The sequence below is a fragment of the Saccharopolyspora elongata genome (assembly GCF_004348985.1).
Classification (GTDB): Bacteria; Actinomycetota; Actinomycetes; order Mycobacteriales; family Pseudonocardiaceae; genus Saccharopolyspora; species Saccharopolyspora elongata.
Window position 1 is genome coordinate 72,438 of the sequence record NZ_SMKW01000016.1, and the last position, 21,453, is coordinate 93,890.

Below are 21,453 nucleotides of genomic sequence, written 5' to 3' on the forward strand. Positions count from 1 at the left end.
TGGGCACAGCCGAAAGTGGGGAGCGCCTCACCGGCTCTCGACGGATCCCAAGATCGCCCGAACCTGCGGCAACAACCGGGGAATCGCCTGCGCCTCGCACCAGAGCAGAACCGCCGTCATCCCAGCTCTGCGTCGGGTCGGTCCGGTTGCGGCTTAGGCTGAGGTCGTGGGTGTTCCGGTTTTGTTGGACGGTCCGCGGTTGCGGGCCAGGTTGGTCGACGACGGGCCTTACGCCGCGCTGGACGTGGTGGTGAGCACCGGGTCGACCAACACCGATCTGGTGGCCGCCGCCGGGCGCGGTGCCGCCGATCGGACCGTGCTCATCGCCGAGGAGCAGCTGTCCGGGCGCGGGCGGATGCAGCGGCAGTGGACCTCGCCGCGCGGGCACGGGCTGTTCGTCAGCGTGCTGCTGCGCCCCGAGCTGCCGCCGGTCGCGATCAGCTGGCTGCCGCTGATCGCGGGGGTCGCCCTGGCCGAGACCGTCGAGCGCACGACCGGCGTGCGCGCCACGCTGAAGTGGCCGAACGACCTGCTGCTCGGCGACGGCGAGGAGTGGTCGAAGGGCGCCGGGATCCTGGGCGAGGCGGTGACCGGGCCCGATGGCGTGGCGATCGTGCTCGGCATGGGCATCAACGTGTTCCAGAAGCGCGAGGACCTGCCGCGCGGCGCCGGCGGCCTGCCTGCGACGTCGTTGGCGGCCGAGGGCGCGGAGGTCGACCGCGAGGAGTTCGCAGTGGCGTTGCTCACGGCGTTCGCCGAGGTCGACGACCGGTGGCGGGCGGCGGGTGGCGACGTGGTGGCGTCCGGCCTGCTGGACCGGTACCGGCGGTTGTGCGGCACCCTCGGGCAGCAGGTGCGGGTCGAGCTCGGCGGCGATGACCAGCTGCTCGGCGTCGCGACCGACATCGACGAGACCGGGCGGATCGTCGTCCGCACCCCCGACGGCCGGACCACCGCGGTGTCCGCGGGCGACGTGATCCACCTGCGCCGCGCTTGACCGGCGGTGACGTGATCGGACGGGCCCAGCCGGTAACGTGATCGGCGACCTGCGAAGAGGCTGAGGAGGGATCCGGTGGCCTACCCAGACGGCCTGCTCGGCGCGGACGAGCACGTGGTCGTGCACAAGCACCCGCACTGGAAGATGCTGATCGTCCCGGTGCTGGTCCTGTTCGTGGTGGTCGGCGGTGGTTCCTACCTGGCGGCGCTGGCCGCCCCCACCGGCTGGCACGTGCCGGTCTGGATCGGGCTCGCCGTCGTCGGCGCGGTCCTCGTCGTCTGGTTCACGCTCGCCCCGCTGGTGCGCTGGCGGACCACGCACTTCGTGGTCACCACGCACCGGCTGATGGTGCGCGAGGGCGTGTTCACCCGCAGCGGCGTCGACATCCCGATGTCCCGGATCAACTCGGTGCGGTTCCGGCACGGCCTGCTGGACCGGATACTCGGCTGCGGCACCCTGGTCGTCGAATCCGCCTCGGACGAGCCGCTGGAGTTCGACGACATCCCGCAGGTGGAGCGGGTGCACACCTTGCTGTACCGCGAGGTCAACGACGACCCGCGGGACGACTGGGACAACCGCGCCAGGGAGGACTACTGATGGGGCCGCGTGAACTGGGACTGCCGATGCAGGTGGCCTCGCCGGAGCCGGGCGAGCTTCCTGCCGAGGTGACGATCTGGGAGGTCGGCGCCCGCGACGGGCTGCAGAACGAGAAGGAAGTCGTCCCGCTCGACGTCAAGCTGGAGTTCCTGCAGCGGATGGCCGACGCGGGGCTGGGCGTGCTGGAGGCCACCAGCTTCGTCCGCCCGGAGTGGGTGCCGCAGCTGGCCGATGCCGCCGAGCTGCTGGCCGGCCTGCAGCAGGTGCCGGGCGTGCGGTACCCCGTGCTGGTGCCGAACGCCCGAGGCCTGGACCGGGCGCTGGAGTCGGGCGTGCGGGACATCGCGATCTTCGCGGCGGCGACCGAGACGTTCACCCGGCGCAACCTCAACCGCGGCCTGGACGAGCAGTTCGCGATGTTCGACCCGGTGGTGCAGCGCGCGGTCGGCGAGGGGCTGGCGGTGCGCGGCTACGTCTCGATGTGCTTCGGCGACCCGTGGGAGGGCGCCGTGCCGGTCGAGCAGGTCGTCGCGGTGGGCAAGCGGTTGCTGGAGATGGGCTGCTGGCAGCTGTCCCTCGGCGACACCATCGGCGTGGCGACCCCTGGGCACGTCGAGTCGCTGCTGCGTGCGTTCGTCGCAGCCGGGATCGGCGTGGACCGGCTCGCGGTGCACTTCCACGACACCTACGGCCAGGCGCTCGCCAACACCTACGCGGCACTCCGGCACGGTGTGTCCACAGTGGATTCCTCGGCCGGTGGGCTGGGCGGCTGCCCGTACGCCAAGTCGGCCACCGGCAACCTCGCCACCGAGGACCTGGTGTGGATGCTCGACGGCCTGGGCCTCAAGCACGGCGTCGACCTCGGCAAACTGGTGGAGACCAGCGTGTGGATGGCCGAGCGGCTCGGCCGGCCGAGCCCGTCGCGGGTGGTCAAGGCGCTGGGTGCCGCCGAGGCATCGGGTTCGTGAGCGCGCCCTCCGCGGCGCTGCACGTGTTGCGCGGTCGTCCGGTGCTGGCCTGGCGCTGCGCTCGGCCGTGGCTGGCGATCTCGTCCGCTGCTCGCGGCGGCGGGATCGGCCCGCGGTCGTGGGTGCTGAACGCGACGGTGATGACCGACTACGACAACCCGGATCCGGCCGCGCACGTCGACGAGATGGCCGCCGAGCTCGGGCTCTGCGGCGACGGAGTCGGGTTGCTCACCGCGGTCGATGTGCGGCACGAGGTGACGGCGGTCGACGGCGGGGTGCGCGCGAGCGTGACCACCGGCGTCGGCTGCCCGATCTGGGCGGCGGCCCGCGAAGAAGCGGTGACGTCCTGGAAGCCGGGCACGATCAACGCGGTGTGCTGGTCGCCCGTGCGGCTCAGCGAGGCGGCGTTGGTGAACGCGGTCGCGACGGTCGCCGAAGCCAAGGCGCAAGCCCTGATCGAATCGGGTGTCGCGGGAACCGGCACGGTCACCGACGCGACGGTGGTGCTCTGCCCGACGGACGGCGAAGCCGAGAGCTACGGCGGCCCGCGCTCCCGCATCGGAGCGGGGCTGGCGCGGGCGGTGCACGCGGCGGTCACGGCGGGCCTACGCGTCCAGAACCCGCGCCACGGCGAAGCTCCCGATTTTGCCTGAAATTGGGAGCCCTCCCCGGTTCTGCGCTGGATGGTGGGTCCCCGATTTTGCCTAAAATTGGGATCTTCCCGGTGCCGTGCTGCTGGGAGGCTGCCGTCCGATTTTGCCTAAAATTGGGAAGGCTTGATCAGGTCTGGTCGCGGGTGCCGAACATCGCCACGAAGGTGAAGCGCAGGACGCGCTCGTAATCCCGGTCCGCCGTCCCGGTGATCTCCACCAGGCCCAGGTTCGGCTTGCTCTGCGACCGGCGCTGGCTGTTGACCTCCATCTTCAGCCGCAGGACGTCGTCGGGGAACACCGGCGCGAGCCAGGCCAGCTCGTTGCCGCCGGGGGAGCCCTGCGAGGTCGAGTCCGCCACCACGTTGTCGACGTAGCCGCGCATCCACAGCGATGCCGTGAACCAGCCCGACGCGCACAGCCCGCCGAGCACGGAGTTGCGGCCCGCTTCCTCGTCGAGGTGGAACGGCTGCGGGTCGAAGCGCTCGGCGAAGGCCAGCATCTCGGCTCGGTCGACCTTCACCTCGCCGAGGTCGAAAACCCGGCCCGGCGTGAGGTCTTCGTAAGCGATCGTGCCCATCGACCCATCGTCGCAGCGGGTCCCGGGCATCCGCGCCGAGGGGTGCTCGCGGATCGTGATCGGCCTTTCCGGGGCGGATCGGACATTCCGGTGCCGCTGGTCGGCCGGGCGGAAATTCCCGGGGCCGACATGGAACCATCAGCGCAGCGGAGTCGTCCAAGTCGCGACGTGCAGTCTGCGGGTCGCCGGCCCGCGGACGACCGCTTTGCCGTTGCCGACCGGATGCGGGCGCCGCGCGCCTGCGATGGATCCGCCAGCGAACAGGAGGGGAGCGGCCGTGTCGACCGACCACCGTGCCCAGGTAGAAGAGCTGATGGCGGATTACCGGCGAAGTCGGGACCGGCTCGCCGAGACGCACCGGGACCTGTCCGCGATCGCGGAAACCGCCCGCTCCAAGGACGGCAGCGTGCAGGTCGTGGTCGGCCCGCAGGGCGTGCTGCGCGAAGTGGTGCTCGCCGACGACGTCTACGAGCGGCAGCGCCCGGCCCAGCTCGCGGCGCTCATCGTGCAGCTGGCCGCCGCGGCGGCGCAGGCCGCGTCCCGCCGGGCCGCCGACGTGCTCGCCGAGGTGCTGCCGGCCGGTGCCGATCCGGAGCTGCTGCTGGGCGGACACGCCGAGATCCCGGCGGATCCGGCACCGCGCAACGAACCGCGGCGCATCGACGACAATGTCGATGAAGACGAGGACTTCTCGGACGCGAGCTGGTTGCGGCAGGGCCCGGCGGAACGGAAGTGGTGACGATGAGCGGCTTCCGGAGTGACATCGGGCAGCTGACCAAGCACGCCGGCGAGTTCGACGGTCTCGCCGGGGAGGCTCGGCGCATCGCCGACACCCTGCGCCAGGCGTTGGATTCGGCCGGTGACTGCTGGGGCGGCGACGACATCGGCGAGAACTTCGCCCGCACCCACTGCGGCCGGGCGGACCAGGCGCTGGACGGCCTGGGCGCGTTGTCCGGGCGGCTGAGCGAGATGGGCGCGAAGTTCGCCGCGACCGCCGCGACGACGGAGCGGGCCGACATCGGCGGCGCCGAGGAGTTCGGCCGGCTAGCCGGGCGGGGGTGACCTGCGGATGGGCATCGAACTTCCCGCGGAACTCCGGGATGTCGCGGCGCGCGCGGGCGCGAAGTGGCCGGAGGCCGACGAGGACAAGATGCGCGAGTCGGCGTCGGCTTGGCGGGACGCGGCGAAGTCGATCGACGCGCTCACCGGGGCCGCCGACGGCACCGCGCAGGGCGCGCTCGGCGCGATCGACGGCGAAGCGGCCCGGGCGGCTCGCCGTGACTGGGACAAGCTCGCTGCGGGAGACGGGGTTCTGCCCGCGTCGGCGCAGCAGTGCCGGGCCGCTGCGGACCGCCTGGACCACGCCGCCGAGCAGGTCGGCGCGGCGAAAGTGCAGCTGGTGCGGGAACTGGTGACGCTGGCGAAGCAGACCGATGCAGCGGAGCAGGCGGCCGCCGCAGGGCATCCGCAGGCGCTGGCGGCGCTGGATTCGGCGGTGAACGGCGCGGCGGCGAGCGTGGCGCAGGTGCACAACACGCTGACCTCTGCCGTCGACCTCGACAGCGGCGTGCTGGTGGAATCGGGCGGCTCGCCCGGCCTGCTGTCGACGGTCGGCGGCGCCGTGCAATCCGGTACGGACCTCGCATCATCCACTGTGGACAGCGTTGCGTCCGGCGGGATGACCGGTGTCGTCGACGATCTCGGCAAGACCGCGCACGACACCGTCGGTGGTGTTGGCCGAGCGGCCCACGAGACCATCGGTGGTGTTGCGGAAGGCGTTGACCGAGGAGCGCACGAGGCCGTTGGTGGCCTCGGCCGGGCGGCCCGCGAGGTCGCCGGTGATGTCGGGGGCGTGGGCGAAGGCCTCGGTCGGCCCGCGCAGGAGACCGTTGGGGGTGTGGCAGCAGGTGCGCACGGCGCTGTCGAAGAAGTGGTACGAACCGCGAACCCTTGGCAGGGCGATGCCGAGCACACCGGCCCGGTCAAGGTCGATCCCGGTGGCTGGGCGCCCGGCCTCGCCGACGCCGGCACCGGCCCGATCCCGGTGATCGGCGACTCCGCCCGCCCGGGCTGGACGCCCGACGGCGGCGACCCCGCCTCCAGCACCGCGCCGCACGCCGTGCACTCCGCCTGGGCTTCGCCACAGGCTCCGCAGGCTCCGCCGCCGCTGCCCGGCGCGGCTGCGCCGCCGCAGGGCTTCGCACCGCCGCCTCCGGCGGCGCCGGGCGGCCACTTCGTGGCCCAGCCCGGTGCGCCCGGCGCTCCGCCGCCGTCGGCTGCTCCGCCTCCGGCGGCCGCAGCGCGGCCGCCGATGCCGCCGGCAGCTCCGCGCGGCCCGGTGGCCTTCGGCGGGCCTGCTCCGCAAGCCCCGCCTGCTCCGGTGAACCAGCCGATGCAGCGCGCTCCGCTGCGCCCGCTGCCGGCTCCGGCGCAGCCGCCGGTTCCGGTGCCGCAGGAGGCTCCGCAGCGCCCGTTGCGGCAGGCCAGCCGGAACGCGGACGTGGTGGCGTTCGTGCTGCACCAGTTCCCGATCGGTTACATGCCGGTCGCGGCGAGCAAGGCGAGCAGGCAGTTGCTCGTTCCGGAGGTGGCCGAGGAGGGCAGGCCGGGCCTGAACTTCCCGCCGCAGGACCACCCGCAGTCCCACCTGGTCGACGACAGCGATGCGCTGGGGCGGGTGCGATCGGCCGAGGCGTATGCGGCAGCGCAGCGCTATCGGGACGAGCGCCGCGAGTCCGAGCAGCTGCCCGCGGAGCTCGCGTCGGACCACGAGCCGTTCGGCGAGCTCAGCGAGCAGGAGTGGCAGCGCGAGTTCCTGCGGCGCGACGGCGAGTTCGCGTGGCCGCGCGCGGAGCGGTTCCCGGAGGGCGGCGTGGAACCGGCGGAGCCGGTGGTGCTGGAGCCCGACACGGTGCTCGACTGCCTGGGCAGCGGCGATGGGCGGATTCTGTTCGCCGTGGCAACGCCTTTCGCGCAGCGCTCGCTGCCCGCCGCCTACGACGAGCGCGACTACCGGCGGTATCGGGTCATGCGTCCGTTGCCGGTGTGGCAGGCGGTTGCGGCACCGTGGTTCGCGCAGCCCGGCGGTGGGATGCGCTTCCGCGCGACCTACTCGCTCGCCGACCTGGTCGGGCTCGGTTACCTGGTGGAGTTGACCAAGGCGCGGGAGATCGCCGAGGCGGCGACGCTGCGCATCGCGCGCGAGGAGACGGAGGAGGACGGCGACGTCGTGCTGTCGCCTCTCCAGATCACCCGCGAGCCCGACGATCCGGAAGCCGAGGACGAGTCCGAGGCGAAGGTGGCGCAGACGGTGCGGATCGTGCGCGACGGGGGAACGACTGACGGCGGGACGACTCAGGAGGCGGCGAAGTGAACACCGAGTCCGTGCTCGGCTGGTTGGTGGCGATGGGCGTCCCGGAGGAGCTCGTGTCCGTCGGGGTCGAGGCCGACGACGCCTGGTGCCTGATCCGCGACGAGGTCGACGGCGCACCCGCCTGGGAGGTCTTCTGGCGGGAGCAGGGCAACCGCTACGACTGGGCCCGGTTCAGCAACGAGCAGGTGGCGTGCTTCTACCTGTTCGGGCGGCTGACCTGGACACAGGCGTTGCGCGGGGTCGTCGGGCCGCTCGACGTGACGAGCACGCCGCCGAAGGGCACCCCGGCGCAGCGGGTCTGAGCGCCGAGCGCATCCGTCCCGAGCTGTGATCCCTGGTGAGTAGTGCTACCGATGCCGAATGGGTGGCGCGCCCCCAGACTTGGGATCATGTCGCAACCACAGCCCGGCGAAGCGCTCCAGTTGGTCGCAGGCGAGTTGCAAGCCATCGGCCAGCGACTGACGTACTTGGGCGACCTGGTGCAGGCGCAGCTGCAAGCGCAGCAGCAGGTCCCGCACTACCAGGCCAGTCCCGCGCAGCAGTACCAACATGTGCCGCCGCAGCAGCAAGTCGCGCCTGACCAGCAAGCCGCTGCCGCGCAGCAGACCGCGCCGAGCCAGCAGTCGACCGGTCCCGAAGCGGGATTCGCTGCCGCGCAGCAGCAGGATCCCGCGCAGCAGGCGGGTGCGCCGTATCCACAGCCGTATCCGGGGCTGTCGCACGTTCCGGCACCGAGCGCCCGGCCGGCCGGCACGGGCCTGGAACCGAGCCGCGTCCTCGCCTGGGTCGGTGCCGGGGTGACCCTGCTCGGCGTGGTCTTCCTGCTGATCCTCGCGGTGCAGCAGGACTGGCTGGGGCCGGGCGCGAGGGTCGCCGGTGGCGCGGTGCTCGCCGCGCTGCTCGTCGCGGCCGGGTGGTGGATGCACCGCCGGTCCGTGCCCGAGCAGCCGGGCGCAGCGGGGCGGATCGCCGGATTCGCCCTGGCCACAACGGGTTTCGGCGCGTTGTTCCTGGACGTGGTCGCGGCCACCGCGCTTTACGACTACCTGTCGGTGCCCGCCGGACTCGGCGTCGGCCTCGCGGTCAGCGTCGCGGGCCTGGCGCTCGCGGACCGCTGGCGCGCGCAGCCGCTGGCCCTCGGCGTCGTGCTCAGCTCGGCGATCTGCGCGCCGCTGATCACGTGGACGGTGGATTCGCTGCTGGTGAGCTTCCTGGTGTTGCTGCAGGTCGCGGCGACTCCGGTGCAGGTGCGACGGGGCTGGGCGGGCCTCGCGCTGGCGGCCGGAATTCCCACCGTGCTGGCCACCCTGGCGGCGAGCGTGCGCGGAATGTGGGTCAACGACACCACGCTCGTGGCCTCGATCTTCGTCGCCGCGGTGCTGGGCGTGGCGGTCGCGGCGATCACCGCCGCCGCTCGCCCGGCCGCGGACTGGACGGCGATCAGCCTGCTCATCGCCGCGCCGACGCCGACGTTCCTGGCCGGGCCCCTGATGCTGGAGCGCCCCGCGGCGGGCACGATCGGCGGCGGAATGACCGCGCTGCTGCTGGCGATCTGGGCCGTCGGGCGGTTCACACCTTCGTTCCGGAACCGGTTGTCGACGAGGTTCGTCGCCGCGGTCGGCGGGATCGCCGCCGTCGCGGCGGTGCAGACGACGCTGGTCTTCCTGGATTCGTCGAGTTGGGGGACGGCCTTGCTGTGCGAGGCGTTGCTGCTGAGCGTCGGCGCGTTCGTTCTGCGCAGCGGGGGAGTGCTGCTCGGCGCGACGTGCTACGCGGCCTTCGGCTTCCTGCTGACGTTCATCTACGAGCTGCCGATCACCGTGCTGCTCTGGTACCACGGCGGAACCGGAGTCCGCGGCATGCTGGCCGGGCTGCTGATCGCGCTGGTGGCGGTGGCCCTGCCGGTCGCGGCGGTGCGCATCGGAAAGCTGGCGGGCCTGCCGGAATCGCTGCTGCCGTGGGCGGCCTCGGGACTGGCGCTGCTGTACGGAACGGCGAGCGCGACGATGGCGGCGTGCCTGCTGGTGCACGACGCGCGGGCGGGATTCCTGACCGCGCACATCCTGATCACGCTGAGCTGGGTGGTGGCGGCCATCGCGCTGCTGCTGCGCGGAGTCCGGGTGAAGCACCTGCGAATCGCGGGCATGGTGCTGATCGCGGTGTCGCTGGCGAAGCTGCTGCTGTTCGACCTGGCGACGCTGGACGGCGTGGCCCGGGTGATCGCCTTCCTCTGCGCGGGCCTGATCCTCCTGGCGGCGGGCTCGGCCTACGCCCGCCTCCTGGCCAAGGCCAAGCCCGCGGACTGAACGGCCCACATCCGCAGGCAAAAGCTCGTGAGTACTTTGGAGCGCTATGGCAGTCCAAAGTACTCACGAGCCCTGACCAGGCCGAAGGCGGCGCCGCGGGGTGTCGTGAGCGCTGAATCCGGCAAGAACCGGATGTCCGGCAAGAACCGGAACGATCACTCACGACGCTCGCACCGGTCCGCGACGAGCAGACCAGGCTGCGAAGCGCAGCAGTGTCCACAGTGTATTGAGGCCGTCGATGCGCGCGATTTTATCGCTCGGCACTGGGATTTCTGCTGGGCGGCGCGATGATCCACGAGTTCTGCTGGGGCTGCTTCGTTGACGATCCGAGACCGGATCGGCGCGCCACCCCGGCCCTCGCGGCCGGCCGCCGGAGCCTACTTCTGCAGCAGTCGCAGTGCTTCCTCGTGCAGGTGGCCGTTGGTGGCGAGCGCGCTTCCGCCGTCGTAGCGGGGTTCTCCGGACAGGTCCGTGAACTTGCCGCCCGCTTCTTCCACCAGGATCTGGGCCGCCGCCACGTCCCACGGGTTGACGATGGGTTCGGCGGCGATGTCGATCACGCCCTCCGCGACCAGGCAGTGTTGCCAGAAGTCGCCGAACGCCCGGTTCTCCCAGCAGGCGTCGATCAGCCGCAGGTAGGACTCCCGCGAGTGGTACTCCACCCAGGTGCCGAGGTGGGTCGTCGACACGTACGCGTCGGCGAGGTCCCGCACCCCGGACACTCCGATCCGCTCCGGCTCCGCGTCACCGGTGCGGCACCAGGCGCCAGCACCGGCCGCCGCCCACCAGCGCTTCCCTAGCGCCGGCGCGCTGATCACGCCGACCACCGGCCGGCCGCCGTCGACCAGCGCGATGAGCGTCGCCCACACCGGGACGCCGCGCAGGAAGTTCTTCGTGCCGTCGATCGGGTCGAGCACCCATGCCCGGCCTTCGCCGGCGGTGCCGCCGCGCTCCTCGCCAGCCACCACGTCGTCCGGGCGCTGCGCGGAGAGCACCTCGCGCACCGCGTCCTCCACCGCGAGGTCCGCGTCGGTGACCGGCGTGCGGTCGGGTTTGCGGTCCACGCTCAGGTCCCGGGCCCGGAACCGGGCGCCGGTGATCCCGTCCGCGACGTCGGCGAGGTGCAGTGCGAGATCGAGATCGCTGGTCACGCCAGGAACCCTAGTCCGCCTCCCCAGGCGATCCGGCAAGGGCCCGCGACCAGCCGGGTCCGGCGAATCGCCCATGACGACGGACGTGATCATCCGCGCCCTCTAGGCTGGAGAGCGTGAGCGTGGTGCTGCTGGCAGAAGACGACCCGGCCATCGCTGTGCCGCTGTCCAGGGCGTTGCAGCGCGAGGGTTATTCGGTGCAGGTGATCGAGGACGGCCCATCGACGCTGCAAGCCGCGGCTTCCGGTGGGATCGATCTCCTGGTGCTGGACCTCGGGCTGCCGGAGATGGACGGCCTGGAGGTGTGCCGACGGCTGCGGGCGCAGGGCCGCGGCCTCCCGGTGCTGATGCTCACCGCGCGCACCGACGAGGTCGACTTCGTCGTCGGGCTCGACGCGGGAGCCGACGACTACGTCGCCAAGCCGTTCCGGCTCGCCGAGCTGATGGCCCGGATCCGCGCCCTCCTGCGTCGCGGCGCACCGGAGACCCTGGAGGCCTCCGGCGTCCGGCTCGACCTGACCGCCCGCCGGGTGCTGGTCAACGAGCACGAGGTGCAGCTGGCGAACAAGGAGTACGAGCTGCTGCGAGTGCTGATGCAGCACGCCGGTCAGGTGGTGACCCGCGAGGAGATCCTGGAAGAGGTCTGGCCGGAGTCCGACCGCAAGGGCAGCAAGACGCTGGACATGCACATCTCGTGGCTGCGCCGGAAGCTCAGCGACAGCAACGGGCGGCTCGACGAGACCCGGATCGCCACGGTGCGCGGCGTCGGGTTCCGCTTCAACTCGGACTGATCCGCGATGCGCCGTCGAATCCTGCAGGCCACGCTGCTCGCCGTCGCGGTGACCGCGGTCGTCCTCGGCCTGCCGCTGGGGTTCAGCGCACTGAAGCTCGTCCAGGACCTCACCGCGGGCGACCTGTCCACCCGCGCCCAGCAGATCGCGACGCTGCTCGACGAGCAGATCGCCTCGCAGCGCGCGATCGACCTCAACGCCGCCCGGTTGGCGGTGCCCGACGGCGCCCGGCTGATCGTGCGCACGCAGGCGCACGACTACGCCTACGGCCCGGATCCCGGGGAGAATCCGCTGGTGGAGAGCGTGCCGATGGTGCAGAGCGGGACGGTCACCATCGCCGCGCCGAGCGGCCCGGTGCGCACCCAGCAGCTGCAGGTGGCGGGGCTGGTGCTGATGCTGGTGGTGCTCTCGGCGGGCACCGGGATGATCGTCGCGACCCTCACCGCCCGGCGGCTTTCGGACCCGTTGAAGCACGTCGCTGCCCGCGCGGCCCGGCTCGGCGCCGGCGATTTCCGCGCCGACCCGCAGCGGCACCAGGTCCCGGAACTCGATCGCGTCGCCGATGCGCTGGACGCCTCCGGCGCGGCGCTGTCGCAGCTGGTGCAGCGTGAACGCGACCTCGTCGGCGACGTCTCGCACCAGTTGCGCAGCAGGCTCACCGCGCTGCACCTGCGGCTGGAGGCCCTCGCCGCGACGGACGACCCGGAGATCACCGAGGAGGCCAACGCCGCCCTTGAGCAGGCCGAACGCCTCTCCGGCGTGCTCGACGACCTGCTGGCGGCGGCCACCGCGGCCCGCTCCCGGGACGCCGAACCGCTGGACGTGTCGAGCCTGCTCACCGATGTCGCGGGGGAGTGGCGGGAGCCGCTGAAGGCCGAGGGCCGGACGCTGCGGTTGAAGGTGTCGGAAGGAGTGCTCGCCCGCGCCACGCCCACTCGGCTGCGGGAGACGATCGGCGTGCTGCTCGACAACGCGCTCCGGCACGGCGAGGGAACCGTGACGCTGGCGGCGCGGCAGGGCGCCGGAACCGTGGTCGTGGAGGTCGGCGATTCCGGCCACGGCGTGCCGGATGCGCTGGTGCCGTACGTCTTCGAGCGCGGTTTCTCCGGACGCGGCTCGACCGGCGTTGGCCTGGCGCTGGCCCGCGCGCTGGTCGAGGCCGACGGCGGCCGACTGGAACTGAGCCAGGCGCGTCCGGCGATGTTCGAGGTGTACCTGCCGATCGCCCGCGCCGACGACATCCTCGGTGTCTCCTGGAACCGGGCGTCCACCCCGCGCTGATCGCCGCTCGGGTTCCGTTTTAGCTGGTCACGGCCCGTGTGCACTTTGTGCTGCTATGGCGACAAAAAACGCGCACGGCTACGGGCCTGCGGAAACGCGGCGTCAGCGGGTGGAGATGCGGTCGCGGGGTGCGGGCCGGCGGTCGGCCTGCTCGGCGGGGAAGACCCACTTGCGGAACGCCCACCACCGGAACGCCATGCCCACCAGCAACCCGATGATCTGCCCCGACGTGAAGTCGGCGATCTCCTCCACCAACCGGCTGGTGAAGGGCGTCTGCAGGTGCAGCAGGTACCGCGAGACCCACAGCGGCGCCGAGTACATCCCGACCGCGATGCCGCTGATCACGAAGTACAGCGTCGCCTCGTGGTGCCGCCGCCGGCCGCCGCGGGTGCGGAACGACCACTCCCGGTTCAGCACGTACGACACGATCGTCGCGACCAGCACCGCGATCACCTTCGAGGTGACCGGCTTCGGCGACAGGATCGTCAGCTTCAGCGCGTAGAAGATGCCCGTGTCGATGAAGAACGTGATCGCGCCGACGACCCCGAACTTCAACAGCTCGCGATGCCGGATCGCGAGGGACCGGTACGGCTGCGGGATGCGAGCGAGTACCGAATCGACAGCGGACACGCCCTCGAGTCTACGGAGCTGCTCCGACCGGGCGAGCTCAGTCGCCGAATTACCTCGGTCGGTGCGGCTGTGACGTTGACCCCGTCGTCGGACTGCTCGGCGGTGCCGAACTGCTCGTGGGCGGCGTCGTGCTGCTGGTCGGAGGCGTGGTGCTGCTCGGCGGCGTCGACGTGGTCGGAGATGTGGTGGTCGGTGGCGTCGTGGTCGTCGTGCTGGTCGGCGGCGCAGTCGTCGTCGTAACAGGCGAATCCGGCAGCGACGGGTTCACCGGAGGCCAAGGCCACCAGCAGTGCGGCGGGCGCTGGCCCCACTCCGATGGCGGCCGGTCGCCCCAGCCCGGCCACGGGCACTCCGGCGTGGTGCTGGTGGGCGTCGTGGTCGGCGCCGGCGGTTCCGGCTCGGGCGGCGTCGGCAGCCACGGGAACAAGAGCCGCACGGTCACCGGGGCGCTGTCGTCGGCCGATCCCAGCTCCGCGGCCACCGGGATCGTCACCTCGCGGACGATCCAGCCGCCCCCCGGAACCGGACCGGCCGGCTCCGGCGAGAGCAGGCCCACCGGCCGCGGGAGCTCGGGCCACGGGAATCCCGGCAGCGCGGTCACCCAGACCTCGCTGTGGAAGGACTTGCCGGGCGCCAGCTCGGCGGCGCACCGAATCCGGCCCGGTTCGAAGTCGCACATCGGCGACAGCCCGGTCGCCTGCACGTCCGGCGGCAGCTCGGCCACGGCCTCAGCGCGCCCGGTGCTGGTTCCGGTGTTGCGCACGTCGATCGCGATCCGGCTGCACAGCCAGGGCAGGTGGCCCGGGGTGTCGTGGCCGTCGCAGAGCTGCAGTCCACCCGAGTTCCAGGAGGAGGTCCGGACGTCCACGCCGTCTACCGGCGTCGGCGGCTGGACCACGACCGGGACCGTCGGGAGCCGCAGCTGGATCTCGGTGCCCGCGCTGATGTTCGCGGTGATCTCGCCGCTGGTGGCGGACTCGTCGGCCTGGATGCGGTAGTCGAAGACGAACGACTCGCCGGGCCGCAGGCCGCGATCGGTGGTGCAGGTGATCGAGCCGGAGCCGTTCGTGCAGCTCACCGAGGGCGCGTCCGGGGCCTGCGCGCGAACCGGGATCGACGACGCGACCCGGCTCTGCGGGCTTGTCGAGGCGGGCCCGGACCGGATGGCGTTCGGCAGCTGCGCGGACACGCCCGGCGGCAGCTCCAGCGTGGAGACGACCGGCTCGGACGGCCCGGATCCACTGTTGTTCACCGTGATCGGCAACGCGACCGGATCGCCGCCGGGGACCAACTGGATCGGCTCGGCGGGCCCCGAGGCGTTCAGCACCGGCGTCGCCGCAGGCGGAGCAGGTGTGGGTGGCGCGGGCGCCGGTGCCGGCTGCGGTGCGGGCGGCTGGGGAGCCGGTGGCTGAGCCGCCGGAGGCTCCGGAGCCGGAGGCTACGGTGGCGGCTGGGCGGCGGCGTGCGGCGGCGCAGCCTGCGCGACCGGCACGGACTGGTCGGTGCCGGACGCCAGCGCGAGGGCGACCGCCGCGGCCAGCACCGCCGTGGCCGCCCCGGCGGTGACCGCCTGGCGCGGCCCGGCGCTGGCGGCGCCCGCCGCACCGGAGGCGCTGCCCGCGGCGACTGCCGCGCCGGCGGCCGCTCCGCCGGAGGACGAGAGGGCGAGGTAGCCGGTGACCGATCCGCCGAGCACCAGCGGCGCGATGATGACGCGCAGCGCACCGTTCACATCGGCGAGCTCCGCGGCCAGCGCGCGGCAGCGGTCGCAGCCGTCGAGATGCGTCTCGACCTGGGTGGTTTCGCGCTTGGACAGCCCGCCACGGGTCCACGCGCCGAGCCGGTCGACGGCGGCCCGGCACTGCTCGACGCCCGCCTCGGCGGCGTCCAGCTGCCCGAGGTGCACCTGCAGGTAGGCCTGGCGGAGCCCTTCGCGGGCCCGGTAGGCGAGCGCGGAGACGCCGTTGGGCGTCAGGCCGAGCAGCGGCGCCACCTGCGCCGGCGTCTGGCCTTCGATCTCGATGTGCCACAGCACGGTCTGCCAGCGCTCCGGCAGCCGGGTGAACGCCTGCGCGGCGAGCGTGCGCTCCAGCCCGGCGACCGCGGTGTCGGTGAACGGCACGCTCACGTCGGCGCCGGACACCTCCGCGACGTCGTCGGCGAGCTGCACCTTGCGTTCGCGGCGGGTCCGGTCGTACGCGGTGTGCCGCAGCGCGGTCAGCAGGTAGGCGCGGAACGCGGTGTTCGGGCCGCGCCCGTCGCGAAGCGTGTCGAGCACCTTCGTGAAGGCCTCGGAGACCAGGTCGTCGGCCTCGGCCGGGGACTTCGCGACCTGCCGCGCCATGTTGTACGCCGCGCCGACGTGCCGCTCGTACAGCTGCGCGTAGGCCGCGGACGAGCCGCTGCGGACCTCTTCCAGCAGCTCGGTGTCGCTGGGCCCTTGCACTTCCGCCGGTACTGTCGCCACGCCGCACCTTCCTCCCCGCAGGGCGTTCGCAGATCCCGTTCGTAAGTAGGGAGTCATCTTCGGCCGATGTCATGACGTGTCAAAGCTGAAGATTATTGTGATCTAGATCTTATTGCCCGCGCCATCAACTCCACCGTCATGGGCGACGAACTGCTCCGTCCCCTTGACAGGGCGTTGAAAAGAAGGGGCGTTGAGCATGAGGGAGTGGCCGCTTAGGTGTGACGCGACGACGGTGGACGGGCGTCGGCGTGCGCTGCGATCCCGCTGGCGCACGGCCAGCCTCGCCGCAGGTTGGCCGTTTCCGAGCGATTGGGCATCGGACGCGGTGGACGTGGTGTGCGCGGCGGTCGTGGCGGGGGACAGCTTGGCGGAATCGCTGGCCGATCTCGGCGCGTCCCGGGCAGAGGCGGGCGTAGGGCTCGCCGGGGCGTTGCAGGACCTCGCCGCGCTGCACGCGGTGTCGGTCGGCTCGCACGACGGACTGGTGTCCGCCGACCCGGACGCGGTGCCGACCGCGATGGTGCGCGCCACGGCGCTGGGCTGGTCCGACGTGGTGGCCCGGATGTCGGTCGGGCGCGAGGTGGAGGACCCGCTCACGGGCCTGACCACTGCGGGCTACCTGCGCACCCGGCTGCACGAGGTGTACCGGGCGGCCCGCGCCGAGGGGCACCCGGCCGGCAGCGGGCACGTGCTGGTCACGGTCTCGCTCGGCGCCACCGCCGACGACTACCCCCGGATGATGGCTATGGTGCTGATCGCCGACGCGCTGCGGACCGTGTTCGACGGTGGGGAGACGACGTCGCTGCTGCGGTCCGCGACGGCTGTGGTGCTGGCGCAGCGCGACCGGCTGCTGCCCGCCCGCTGCATCCAGGCGCGCTGGACGATCCAGCATCGCCTGGCGGCGGATCCGGCCCTGCGCGGCTGCGGCCCGGTGGTACTGCGCGAGGACGTCCTGCCGGATGGTCACGACGAGGCCTGCGAGCTCCTGGCGTCCCTGTGACCGCGGTTTCAATGAGGTTTTTTCATCCGCGTTCTGCGTGGCGGTGCGGGTGGCGGCCCCCGGCGGGAGTCACAGCGCCCGCCTGGCTGTGGGTGCCCTGACTTATGTATGGCCCAGGCGAACGCTGAGAACCTGCGGCGGTGCAAGCCGCGTAGGTGGGCTATGCGCCTGCTTTCGGGATACGGTCCGTTGGCTGTCGCGGCTGCGGTCACCAGCCAAGATGAAACCGCGGAAGTCTCCGGGCCCGTCGTCGCCCGGGACACCGGTGTCCTCCAGTTTCAATTGAAACTGGAGGACCGATTTCCCCCGACCTCCGGGCTGTGAGGTGGGTCGCGTCGGGAGGTCCCGGCGCTGGTGCGGGCCGGTCGCCGCTCTAGGCTGACGGCGTGGACCACCGCACCGGAACCCCAGTTGTCGGCATGATCGGTGGCGGGCAGCTCGCGAGGATGACCCACCAGGCCGCGATCCCGTTGGGGCAGTCGCTGAAGGTGCTGGCGACCTCGGCGGACGACGCCGCTGCACTCGTTGCGCCGAACGTGGAGATCGGCCACCACGCCGACCTCGAGGCGCTGAAGAACTTCGCGCAGGGGTGCGACGTGGTCACCTTCGACCACGAGCACGTGCCCGGCGAGCACCTCCGCGCGCTGGCCGCGTCCGGTGTCTCCGTGCAGCCCGGGCCGGATGCCCTGCTGCACGCGCAGGACAAGCTCGTGATGCGCCGCAAGCTCGCCGAACTCGGCCTCCCGGTGCCGCCGTTCGCCGAGGTCACCTCGGTCGGCGACGCGCTGGAGTTCGGCGCGGAGCACGGCTGGCCGTGCGTGCTGAAGACCGCCCGCGGTGGCTACGACGGGCGCGGCGTGTGGGTGCTCGACACCCCGGACAGCGCCAAGCGCACCGTCACCGAGCTGTTGGAGAGCGGTTCGCGGCTGCTCGTCGAGCAGTGCGTGCCGCTGCGCCGGGAGCTCGCCGCGCTGGTCGCGCGCTCGCCGTTCGGGCAGGGCGCGGCGTGGCCGCTGGTGGAGACGGTGCAGGAGGACGGCATCTGCGTGCAGGTGCTCGCCCCGGCCCCCGACGCCTCGGCCGAGCTGACCGAGCAGGCCCAGGACCTCGCGCTGAAGATCGCCGAGTCGCTCGACGTGACCGGCGTGCTCGCGGTCGAGCTGTTCGAGACTGCCGACGGCCTGGTGATCAACGAGCTGGCGATGCGCCCGCACAACTCCGGGCACTGGACCATCGAGGGCTCCCGCACCTCGCAGTTCGAGCAGCACCTGCGGGCCGTGCTCGACTATCCGCTGGGCAGCACCGAGCCGACCGCGCCGGCCGTGGTGATGGCCAACCTGCTGGGCTCGCCGACCGAGCCGAAGATGGGCGTGGACGAGCGGCTGCACCACCTGTTCGCCCGCTACCCGCACGCGAAGGTCCACCTGTACGGCAAGAGCGAGCGCCCGGGGCGCAAGCTCGGCCACATCACCGTGCTCGGCGACCGGATGGACGAGGTGCGGGAACAGGCGCGACTGGCCGCGCACTGGCTGTCGCACGCCGAGTGGCTCGACGGCCACGAGATCCACTGACACAGCACCCGTACGACGCAGCGAAGCGAGAGGTCCGAGCGTGGCAGGCGAGAATCCACTGGTCGGCTTGATCATGGGCAGCGACTCCGACTGGCCGGTGATGCAGGCCGCGGCCGACGCGCTCACCGAGTTCGACGTGCCGTTCGAGGCCGGCGTCTACTCCGCGCACCGCACGCCGCAGCGGATGCTCGACTACGCCCGCACCGCGGCCGACCGCGGCATCCGGGTGATCATCGCCGGGGCGGGCGGCGCGGCGCACCTGCCGGGCATGGTCGCCTCGGCGACGGTGCTGCCGGTGATCGGCGTCCCGGTGCCCCTGAAGTACCTCGACGGCATGGACTCGCTGCTGTCGATCGTGCAGATGCCGGCCGGCGTGCCGGTGGCGACGGTGTCGGTGGGCGGGGCGCGCAACGCGGGCCTGCTCGCGGTCCGGACGCTGGCGGCGGACTCCGGCGAGCTGGGCGCCCGGCTGCGCGCGGACATGGCCAAGTTCCAGGCGGACCTGGAGACGATGGTCCTCGGCAAGCACGATGCCCTCCAGCAGAAGGCCCACGGCTGACCTCACGCCCACCCGGGGTCTCCGCAATTTCAATGGAAATCGGACCTTCGATTTCAATGGAAATTGCGGACCACGGCCCGCTCCCTGGCGGCCGGGCCGTGATGGTCAACCGAGTTGGTTGACCATCACCGCCTCGTGGGCGTTGCCGATCGGGCCGCGCTCGTCGTACAGGCGGGCGCTGGCCACGCCGATGCCGGTGGGCTGCACGTCCCGCCGGATCTCCATGCCGAGCCATTCGCCTTCGAACGGCCGGTGCAGGTAGAGCGTGATGTCGGTGTTGATCCACGGCCCGAAGATCGGCCCGATCGGGCTGGCCGCGCTGATGCAGTCGACGAGCACCGCGACGTGACCGAGCGGGCTCAGCGGCTCGCCGGGCAGCAGCGGTAGCGGCATCCGCATCCACGCCCGGCTGGTGCCGGTCGCGCTCTGGTCCGCGACCCACCGCACCTGCACCACGTCGTGCACGCCCCAGCGCAGGCCGAGTTCCGGCGGCAGCAGGTGACCGCCGGCGATCCCGTCCGGGCCGGGGAAGGGCACCGCCTCGTCGGGTTCCGGTCCGTCCACATCGGAATGGCGCAGCAGCTGGGCGGTGGCGTGCGCGACGTCCTTGTCGCCGGCGGTGAGGGTCGCCTCGACGACGTGCAGCCGCTTTCCGGTCCGAAGTGGACGAACGGAGGCGGCGAGCGGGGTGCGGGGCACCGGCCGCATCAGGTCGACGGTGAGCCGGGCGACGAACAAGTCGGGGTCGTCGGTGTGCCGCTCGACGGCGCGAGCGAGCAGCCCGGCGATCGGGCCGCCGCCGGTCAGCTCGCCCCACGGGTTGCCCGCCGCTTCGCTGGGGACGAACAGCTCGCCGTCGGGGTGGAAAAGGGCCTGGTTGTCGCGCATTCCCCGATGTTACCCGTCGGTAGCAACGCGGTGGTACTGGTCGTTTGCCAGTTTTCTGGCGAGTTGTCGCGGAATGGTTCCACGTTGCGGGATGCGTGTGAGCATCTTCTCGACGGGGATGGTTGTTTGAAGCTTCATGTACATTTGGTGACGCCGCCAGATACCGACCTTGAAAGGTTCCCCCATGCAGCACAGCCTTCGTGACGTGACGATCCTGGTCGCGCGCCTCGTCGTGGGCGCGACGTTCCTCGCGCACGCCTACCAGAAGTGGGTGCTCTACGGAATTGACAACGTCGTCGCTTCGTTCGGCAAGATGGGCCTGCCCGCGGTCGCGGCGTGGTTCACCGCGCTGGTCGAGCTGCTCGGTGGCCTGGGGCTGATCCTGGGTGTGCTGATGCCGGTCGCCGGCACCCTGCTCGCGGCGGTCATGGTGGGTGCGCTGTTCACGGCGCACCTCAGCGGCGGGTTCTTCCTGTCGGACGGCGGCTTCGAGTACGTGCTGGTGCTCGCGGCGGCCAGCCTCGCGCTCGGCTTCAGCGGCTCGCGCTTCACGCTCACCGGCCTGTTCACCGGCAAGTCGGCGGCCGGCCGCGAGAAGGCCGCGGCCTGATCAAGCCGAAGGGCGCCTCCGGCCATCGCGGCCGGAGGCGCCCTTCGTCGTTGGTCATACATAAGCCGGGGATCCCGGAGTCCAGGCGGCGTCTGAGGTTCCGCTGCCGGCACCGCAATGCAGAACGAGTTTGGAACCCGTCTCTAGGTCAGGTCGACGGTGATGCGCTCGTCGGCGCGGCGCTGCTCCAGCTTCTGCGGGTCGGGATTGGTGCAGTGCACCAGGGACGCCCGCGCGGACAGCACGGTGAGCAAGCCGTCCACGACACCGCCCGGCAAATGCCATTCCAATGTGGACAGAACGCGGTCGTCGCGGCCGATGTGCAGGGCATCGGCGCGCAGCCGGGCCTCGGCCAGCAGGTCCTCAACCGACAGGTCCAGCAGCGCCGGGTCGTCGCCGCCGACCGGCGAGAGCGGGCTGAAGTCGTCGCCGTGCACGCGGATGTCCGACACGTAGTCGGCGACGCCGCCCGGCAGGCCGCGCACCGGCGCGCCGAGCGCGTCCAGGCCCACGGCGGCGATGGTGTGCGCGCCCTTGCCGCTGTCCAGGTCGGATGCCGGGACGAAAGCCACCTCGGCGCCCTGCGGGTCGTCGGTGATGTGCGCCCCGCACCACCAGGCGCCCAGCAGCACCCCGACGGTCTGCCAGTGCGCGGGCAGCGCCACCAGCACCGGCGCGCCCGGCTCGAGGTCGAGCTCGTCGACCAGCCAGTTCGCCGTCTTCGCCGCCCAGTTCGCGGTGGTCGCGCGGGACAGCTCGATGCGCGCCCCGGTGGCGTCGTCGTAGTGCGTGATCAGCGGTTTCGGAGCTCCGCCGGCCAGCAGCGGACCGAGCAGTGCCTGGGTAACGCTCATGCCGCGAGCCTAAGGGGTGGTTGCACTCGTTTTGCGTAGCGGTGCGGGTGGCGGCCCCCCTGCGGGAATTACGGCCCCCGATTCGTGCACGACGGAAGCGATGTCGCCACCAGCTTCCGGCGGAGCCCGTCGCCGCCATCTGTCAGAACGACCAGTCCCACCGCTCCAGGCACGGGGCCG

At 72.1% G+C, this 21,453-nt stretch carries 23 protein-coding genes; 17 read left to right on the forward strand and 6 right to left on the reverse strand.

The annotated features are described in order from the left end of the window. Window positions 1-166: 166 nt before the first annotated feature. The 4 genes from E1288_RS14750 to E1288_RS14765 all read left to right on the forward strand — a co-directional run bounded on the left by E1288_RS14750 (window position 167) and on the right by E1288_RS14765 (window position 3,215). Window positions 167-997 (forward strand): biotin--[acetyl-CoA-carboxylase] ligase, encoded by an 831-nt coding sequence (locus E1288_RS14750; protein ID WP_132485323.1) that lies wholly within the window; start codon window positions 167-169, stop codon window positions 995-997. A gap of 75 nt (window positions 998-1,072) precedes the next feature. After that, complete coding sequence (locus E1288_RS14755) at window positions 1,073-1,594, forward strand: PH domain-containing protein (protein WP_132485325.1); 522 nt, start codon at window positions 1,073-1,075, stop codon at window positions 1,592-1,594. After that, entirely contained in the window at window positions 1,594-2,562 is a 969-nt protein-coding gene (locus tag E1288_RS14760) for a hydroxymethylglutaryl-CoA lyase (RefSeq protein WP_132485327.1), read from the forward strand. Before E1288_RS14755 ends, E1288_RS14760 begins: the two co-directional genes overlap by 1 nt. Further along, window positions 2,559-3,215, forward strand: coding sequence for an adenosylcobinamide amidohydrolase (locus E1288_RS14765; RefSeq protein ID WP_132485329.1), 657 nt, complete (start codon window positions 2,559-2,561; stop codon window positions 3,213-3,215). Before E1288_RS14760 ends, E1288_RS14765 begins: the two co-directional genes overlap by 4 nt. Before the next feature lie 127 nt (window positions 3,216-3,342). Here E1288_RS14765 and E1288_RS14770 read toward each other — a convergent pair whose 3' ends face one another. Further along, entirely contained in the window at window positions 3,343-3,792 is a 450-nt protein-coding gene (locus tag E1288_RS14770; RefSeq protein ID WP_132485331.1) for a MaoC family dehydratase, read from the reverse strand. 277 nt (window positions 3,793-4,069) lie between these two features. On the opposite strand from E1288_RS14770, the gene E1288_RS14775 reads away from it, so the two are divergent. The 5 genes from E1288_RS14775 (at window position 4,070) to E1288_RS14795 (ending at window position 9,471) form a co-directional block, all read left to right on the forward strand. After that, window positions 4,070-4,531 (forward strand): YbaB/EbfC family nucleoid-associated protein, encoded by a 462-nt coding sequence (locus E1288_RS14775; protein WP_132485333.1) that lies wholly within the window; start codon window positions 4,070-4,072, stop codon window positions 4,529-4,531. Between the two features lie 2 nt (window positions 4,532-4,533). Further along, the gene (locus E1288_RS14780; RefSeq protein WP_235883556.1) at window positions 4,534-4,854 is read left to right on the forward strand and encodes a WXG100 family type VII secretion target; all 321 of its coding nucleotides are present in this window, start codon (window positions 4,534-4,536) and stop codon (window positions 4,852-4,854) included. Between the two features lie 7 nt (window positions 4,855-4,861). Further along, window positions 4,862-7,165: a TNT domain-containing protein gene (locus tag E1288_RS14785; protein WP_132485337.1), complete on the forward strand. Its 2,304-nt coding sequence runs from the start codon at window positions 4,862-4,864 to the stop codon at window positions 7,163-7,165. After that, the gene (locus E1288_RS14790) at window positions 7,162-7,467 is read left to right on the forward strand and encodes a hypothetical protein (protein WP_132485339.1); all 306 of its coding nucleotides are present in this window, start codon (window positions 7,162-7,164) and stop codon (window positions 7,465-7,467) included. Before E1288_RS14785 ends, E1288_RS14790 begins: the two co-directional genes overlap by 4 nt. A gap of 87 nt (window positions 7,468-7,554) precedes the next feature. Beyond that, entirely contained in the window at window positions 7,555-9,471 is a 1,917-nt protein-coding gene (locus tag E1288_RS14795) for a DUF2339 domain-containing protein (RefSeq protein WP_132485341.1), read from the forward strand. A 377-nt stretch (window positions 9,472-9,848) separates the two neighbouring features. On the opposite strand, the gene hisN is transcribed toward E1288_RS14795, so the two are convergent. Beyond that, entirely contained in the window at window positions 9,849-10,622 is a 774-nt protein-coding gene (gene hisN / locus E1288_RS14800; protein WP_207954351.1) for a histidinol-phosphatase, read from the reverse strand. A gap of 116 nt (window positions 10,623-10,738) precedes the next feature. Here hisN and E1288_RS14805 point away from each other — a divergent pair, with 116 nt between their 5' ends. Beyond that, window positions 10,739-11,413 carry a response regulator transcription factor gene (locus tag E1288_RS14805; protein ID WP_132485343.1) on the forward strand — a complete coding sequence of 225 codons (675 nt, stop codon included), beginning with the start codon at window positions 10,739-10,741 and terminating at the stop codon, window positions 11,411-11,413. A gap of 6 nt (window positions 11,414-11,419) precedes the next feature. Next, window positions 11,420-12,694 (forward strand): ATP-binding protein, encoded by a 1,275-nt coding sequence (locus E1288_RS14810; protein ID WP_132485345.1) that lies wholly within the window; start codon window positions 11,420-11,422, stop codon window positions 12,692-12,694. Between the two features lie 102 nt (window positions 12,695-12,796). On the opposite strand, the gene E1288_RS14815 is transcribed toward E1288_RS14810, so the two are convergent. After that, complete coding sequence (locus E1288_RS14815) at window positions 12,797-13,324, reverse strand: GtrA family protein (RefSeq protein WP_132485347.1); 528 nt, start codon at window positions 13,322-13,324, stop codon at window positions 12,797-12,799. Between the two features lie 116 nt (window positions 13,325-13,440). Here E1288_RS14815 and E1288_RS48755 point away from each other — a divergent pair, with 116 nt between their 5' ends. Together E1288_RS48755 and E1288_RS48760 are read left to right on the forward strand one after the other, a co-directional pair. Further along, on the forward strand, window positions 13,441-14,322 hold the full coding sequence (locus E1288_RS48755) for a hypothetical protein (protein WP_235883557.1): 882 nt from the start codon (window positions 13,441-13,443) through the stop codon (window positions 14,320-14,322). A gap of 39 nt (window positions 14,323-14,361) precedes the next feature. Beyond that, window positions 14,362-14,736 (forward strand): hypothetical protein, encoded by a 375-nt coding sequence (locus tag E1288_RS48760; RefSeq protein ID WP_235883558.1) that lies wholly within the window; start codon window positions 14,362-14,364, stop codon window positions 14,734-14,736. Window positions 14,737-14,762: 26 nt separating this feature from the next. On the opposite strand, the gene E1288_RS48765 is transcribed toward E1288_RS48760, so the two are convergent. Next, entirely contained in the window at window positions 14,763-15,791 is a 1,029-nt protein-coding gene (locus E1288_RS48765) for a sigma-70 family RNA polymerase sigma factor (protein ID WP_235883559.1), read from the reverse strand. 325 nt (window positions 15,792-16,116) lie between these two features. Between E1288_RS48765 and E1288_RS14825 the strand changes: the two genes are divergently transcribed. The 3 genes from E1288_RS14825 (at window position 16,117) to purE (ending at window position 18,921) form a co-directional block, all read left to right on the forward strand. After that, window positions 16,117-16,791: a hypothetical protein gene (locus E1288_RS14825; RefSeq protein ID WP_235883560.1), complete on the forward strand. Its 675-nt coding sequence runs from the start codon at window positions 16,117-16,119 to the stop codon at window positions 16,789-16,791. A gap of 386 nt (window positions 16,792-17,177) precedes the next feature. Further along, window positions 17,178-18,362 (forward strand): 5-(carboxyamino)imidazole ribonucleotide synthase, encoded by a 1,185-nt coding sequence (locus E1288_RS14830; protein ID WP_132485349.1) that lies wholly within the window; start codon window positions 17,178-17,180, stop codon window positions 18,360-18,362. 73 nt (window positions 18,363-18,435) lie between these two features. Further along, entirely contained in the window at window positions 18,436-18,921 is a 486-nt protein-coding gene (purE, locus tag E1288_RS14835) for a 5-(carboxyamino)imidazole ribonucleotide mutase (protein ID WP_132485442.1), read from the forward strand. Window positions 18,922-19,026: 105 nt separating this feature from the next. Here the strand turns inward: purE and E1288_RS14840 are convergent, their stop codons facing one another. Next, entirely contained in the window at window positions 19,027-19,809 is a 783-nt protein-coding gene (locus tag E1288_RS14840) for a thioesterase family protein (protein WP_132485351.1), read from the reverse strand. A 184-nt stretch (window positions 19,810-19,993) separates the two neighbouring features. Between E1288_RS14840 and E1288_RS14845 the strand changes: the two genes are divergently transcribed. Continuing rightward, entirely contained in the window at window positions 19,994-20,419 is a 426-nt protein-coding gene (locus tag E1288_RS14845) for a DoxX family protein (RefSeq protein WP_132485353.1), read from the forward strand. A gap of 143 nt (window positions 20,420-20,562) precedes the next feature. Here E1288_RS14845 and E1288_RS14850 read toward each other — a convergent pair whose 3' ends face one another. Then, a complete protein-coding gene (locus E1288_RS14850) occupies window positions 20,563-21,273 on the reverse strand; it encodes a TIGR03089 family protein (RefSeq protein WP_132485355.1) in 711 nt (236 codons plus the stop codon). Window positions 21,274-21,453: the final 180 nt, after the last annotated feature.

Bases quoted from the DNA above. Each gene is read 5' to 3' on its own strand.
- E1288_RS14770 (WP_132485331.1), bottom strand. From the start codon at position 3,792: ATGGGCACGATCGCTTACGAAGACCTCACGCCGGGCCGGGTTTTCGAC.
- E1288_RS14840 (WP_132485351.1), bottom strand. From the start codon at position 19,809: ATGCGCGACAACCAGGCCCTTTTCCACCCCGACGGCGAGCTGTTCGTC.
- purE (WP_132485442.1), top strand. From the start codon at position 18,436: ATGGGCAGCGACTCCGACTGGCCGGTGATGCAGGCCGCGGCCGACGCG.
- E1288_RS14780 (WP_235883556.1), top strand. From the start codon at position 4,534: ATGAGCGGCTTCCGGAGTGACATCGGGCAGCTGACCAAGCACGCCGGC.
- E1288_RS14850 (WP_132485355.1), bottom strand. From the start codon at position 21,273: ATGAGCGTTACCCAGGCACTGCTCGGTCCGCTGCTGGCCGGCGGAGCT.
- E1288_RS14760 (WP_132485327.1), top strand. From the start codon at position 1,594: ATGGGGCCGCGTGAACTGGGACTGCCGATGCAGGTGGCCTCGCCGGAG.
- E1288_RS14810 (WP_132485345.1), top strand. From the start codon at position 11,420: ATGCGCCGTCGAATCCTGCAGGCCACGCTGCTCGCCGTCGCGGTGACC.
- E1288_RS14785 (WP_132485337.1), top strand. From the start codon at position 4,862: ATGGGCATCGAACTTCCCGCGGAACTCCGGGATGTCGCGGCGCGCGCG.
- E1288_RS14795 (WP_132485341.1), top strand. From the start codon at position 7,555: ATGTCGCAACCACAGCCCGGCGAAGCGCTCCAGTTGGTCGCAGGCGAG.
- E1288_RS14845 (WP_132485353.1), top strand. From the start codon at position 19,994: ATGCAGCACAGCCTTCGTGACGTGACGATCCTGGTCGCGCGCCTCGTC.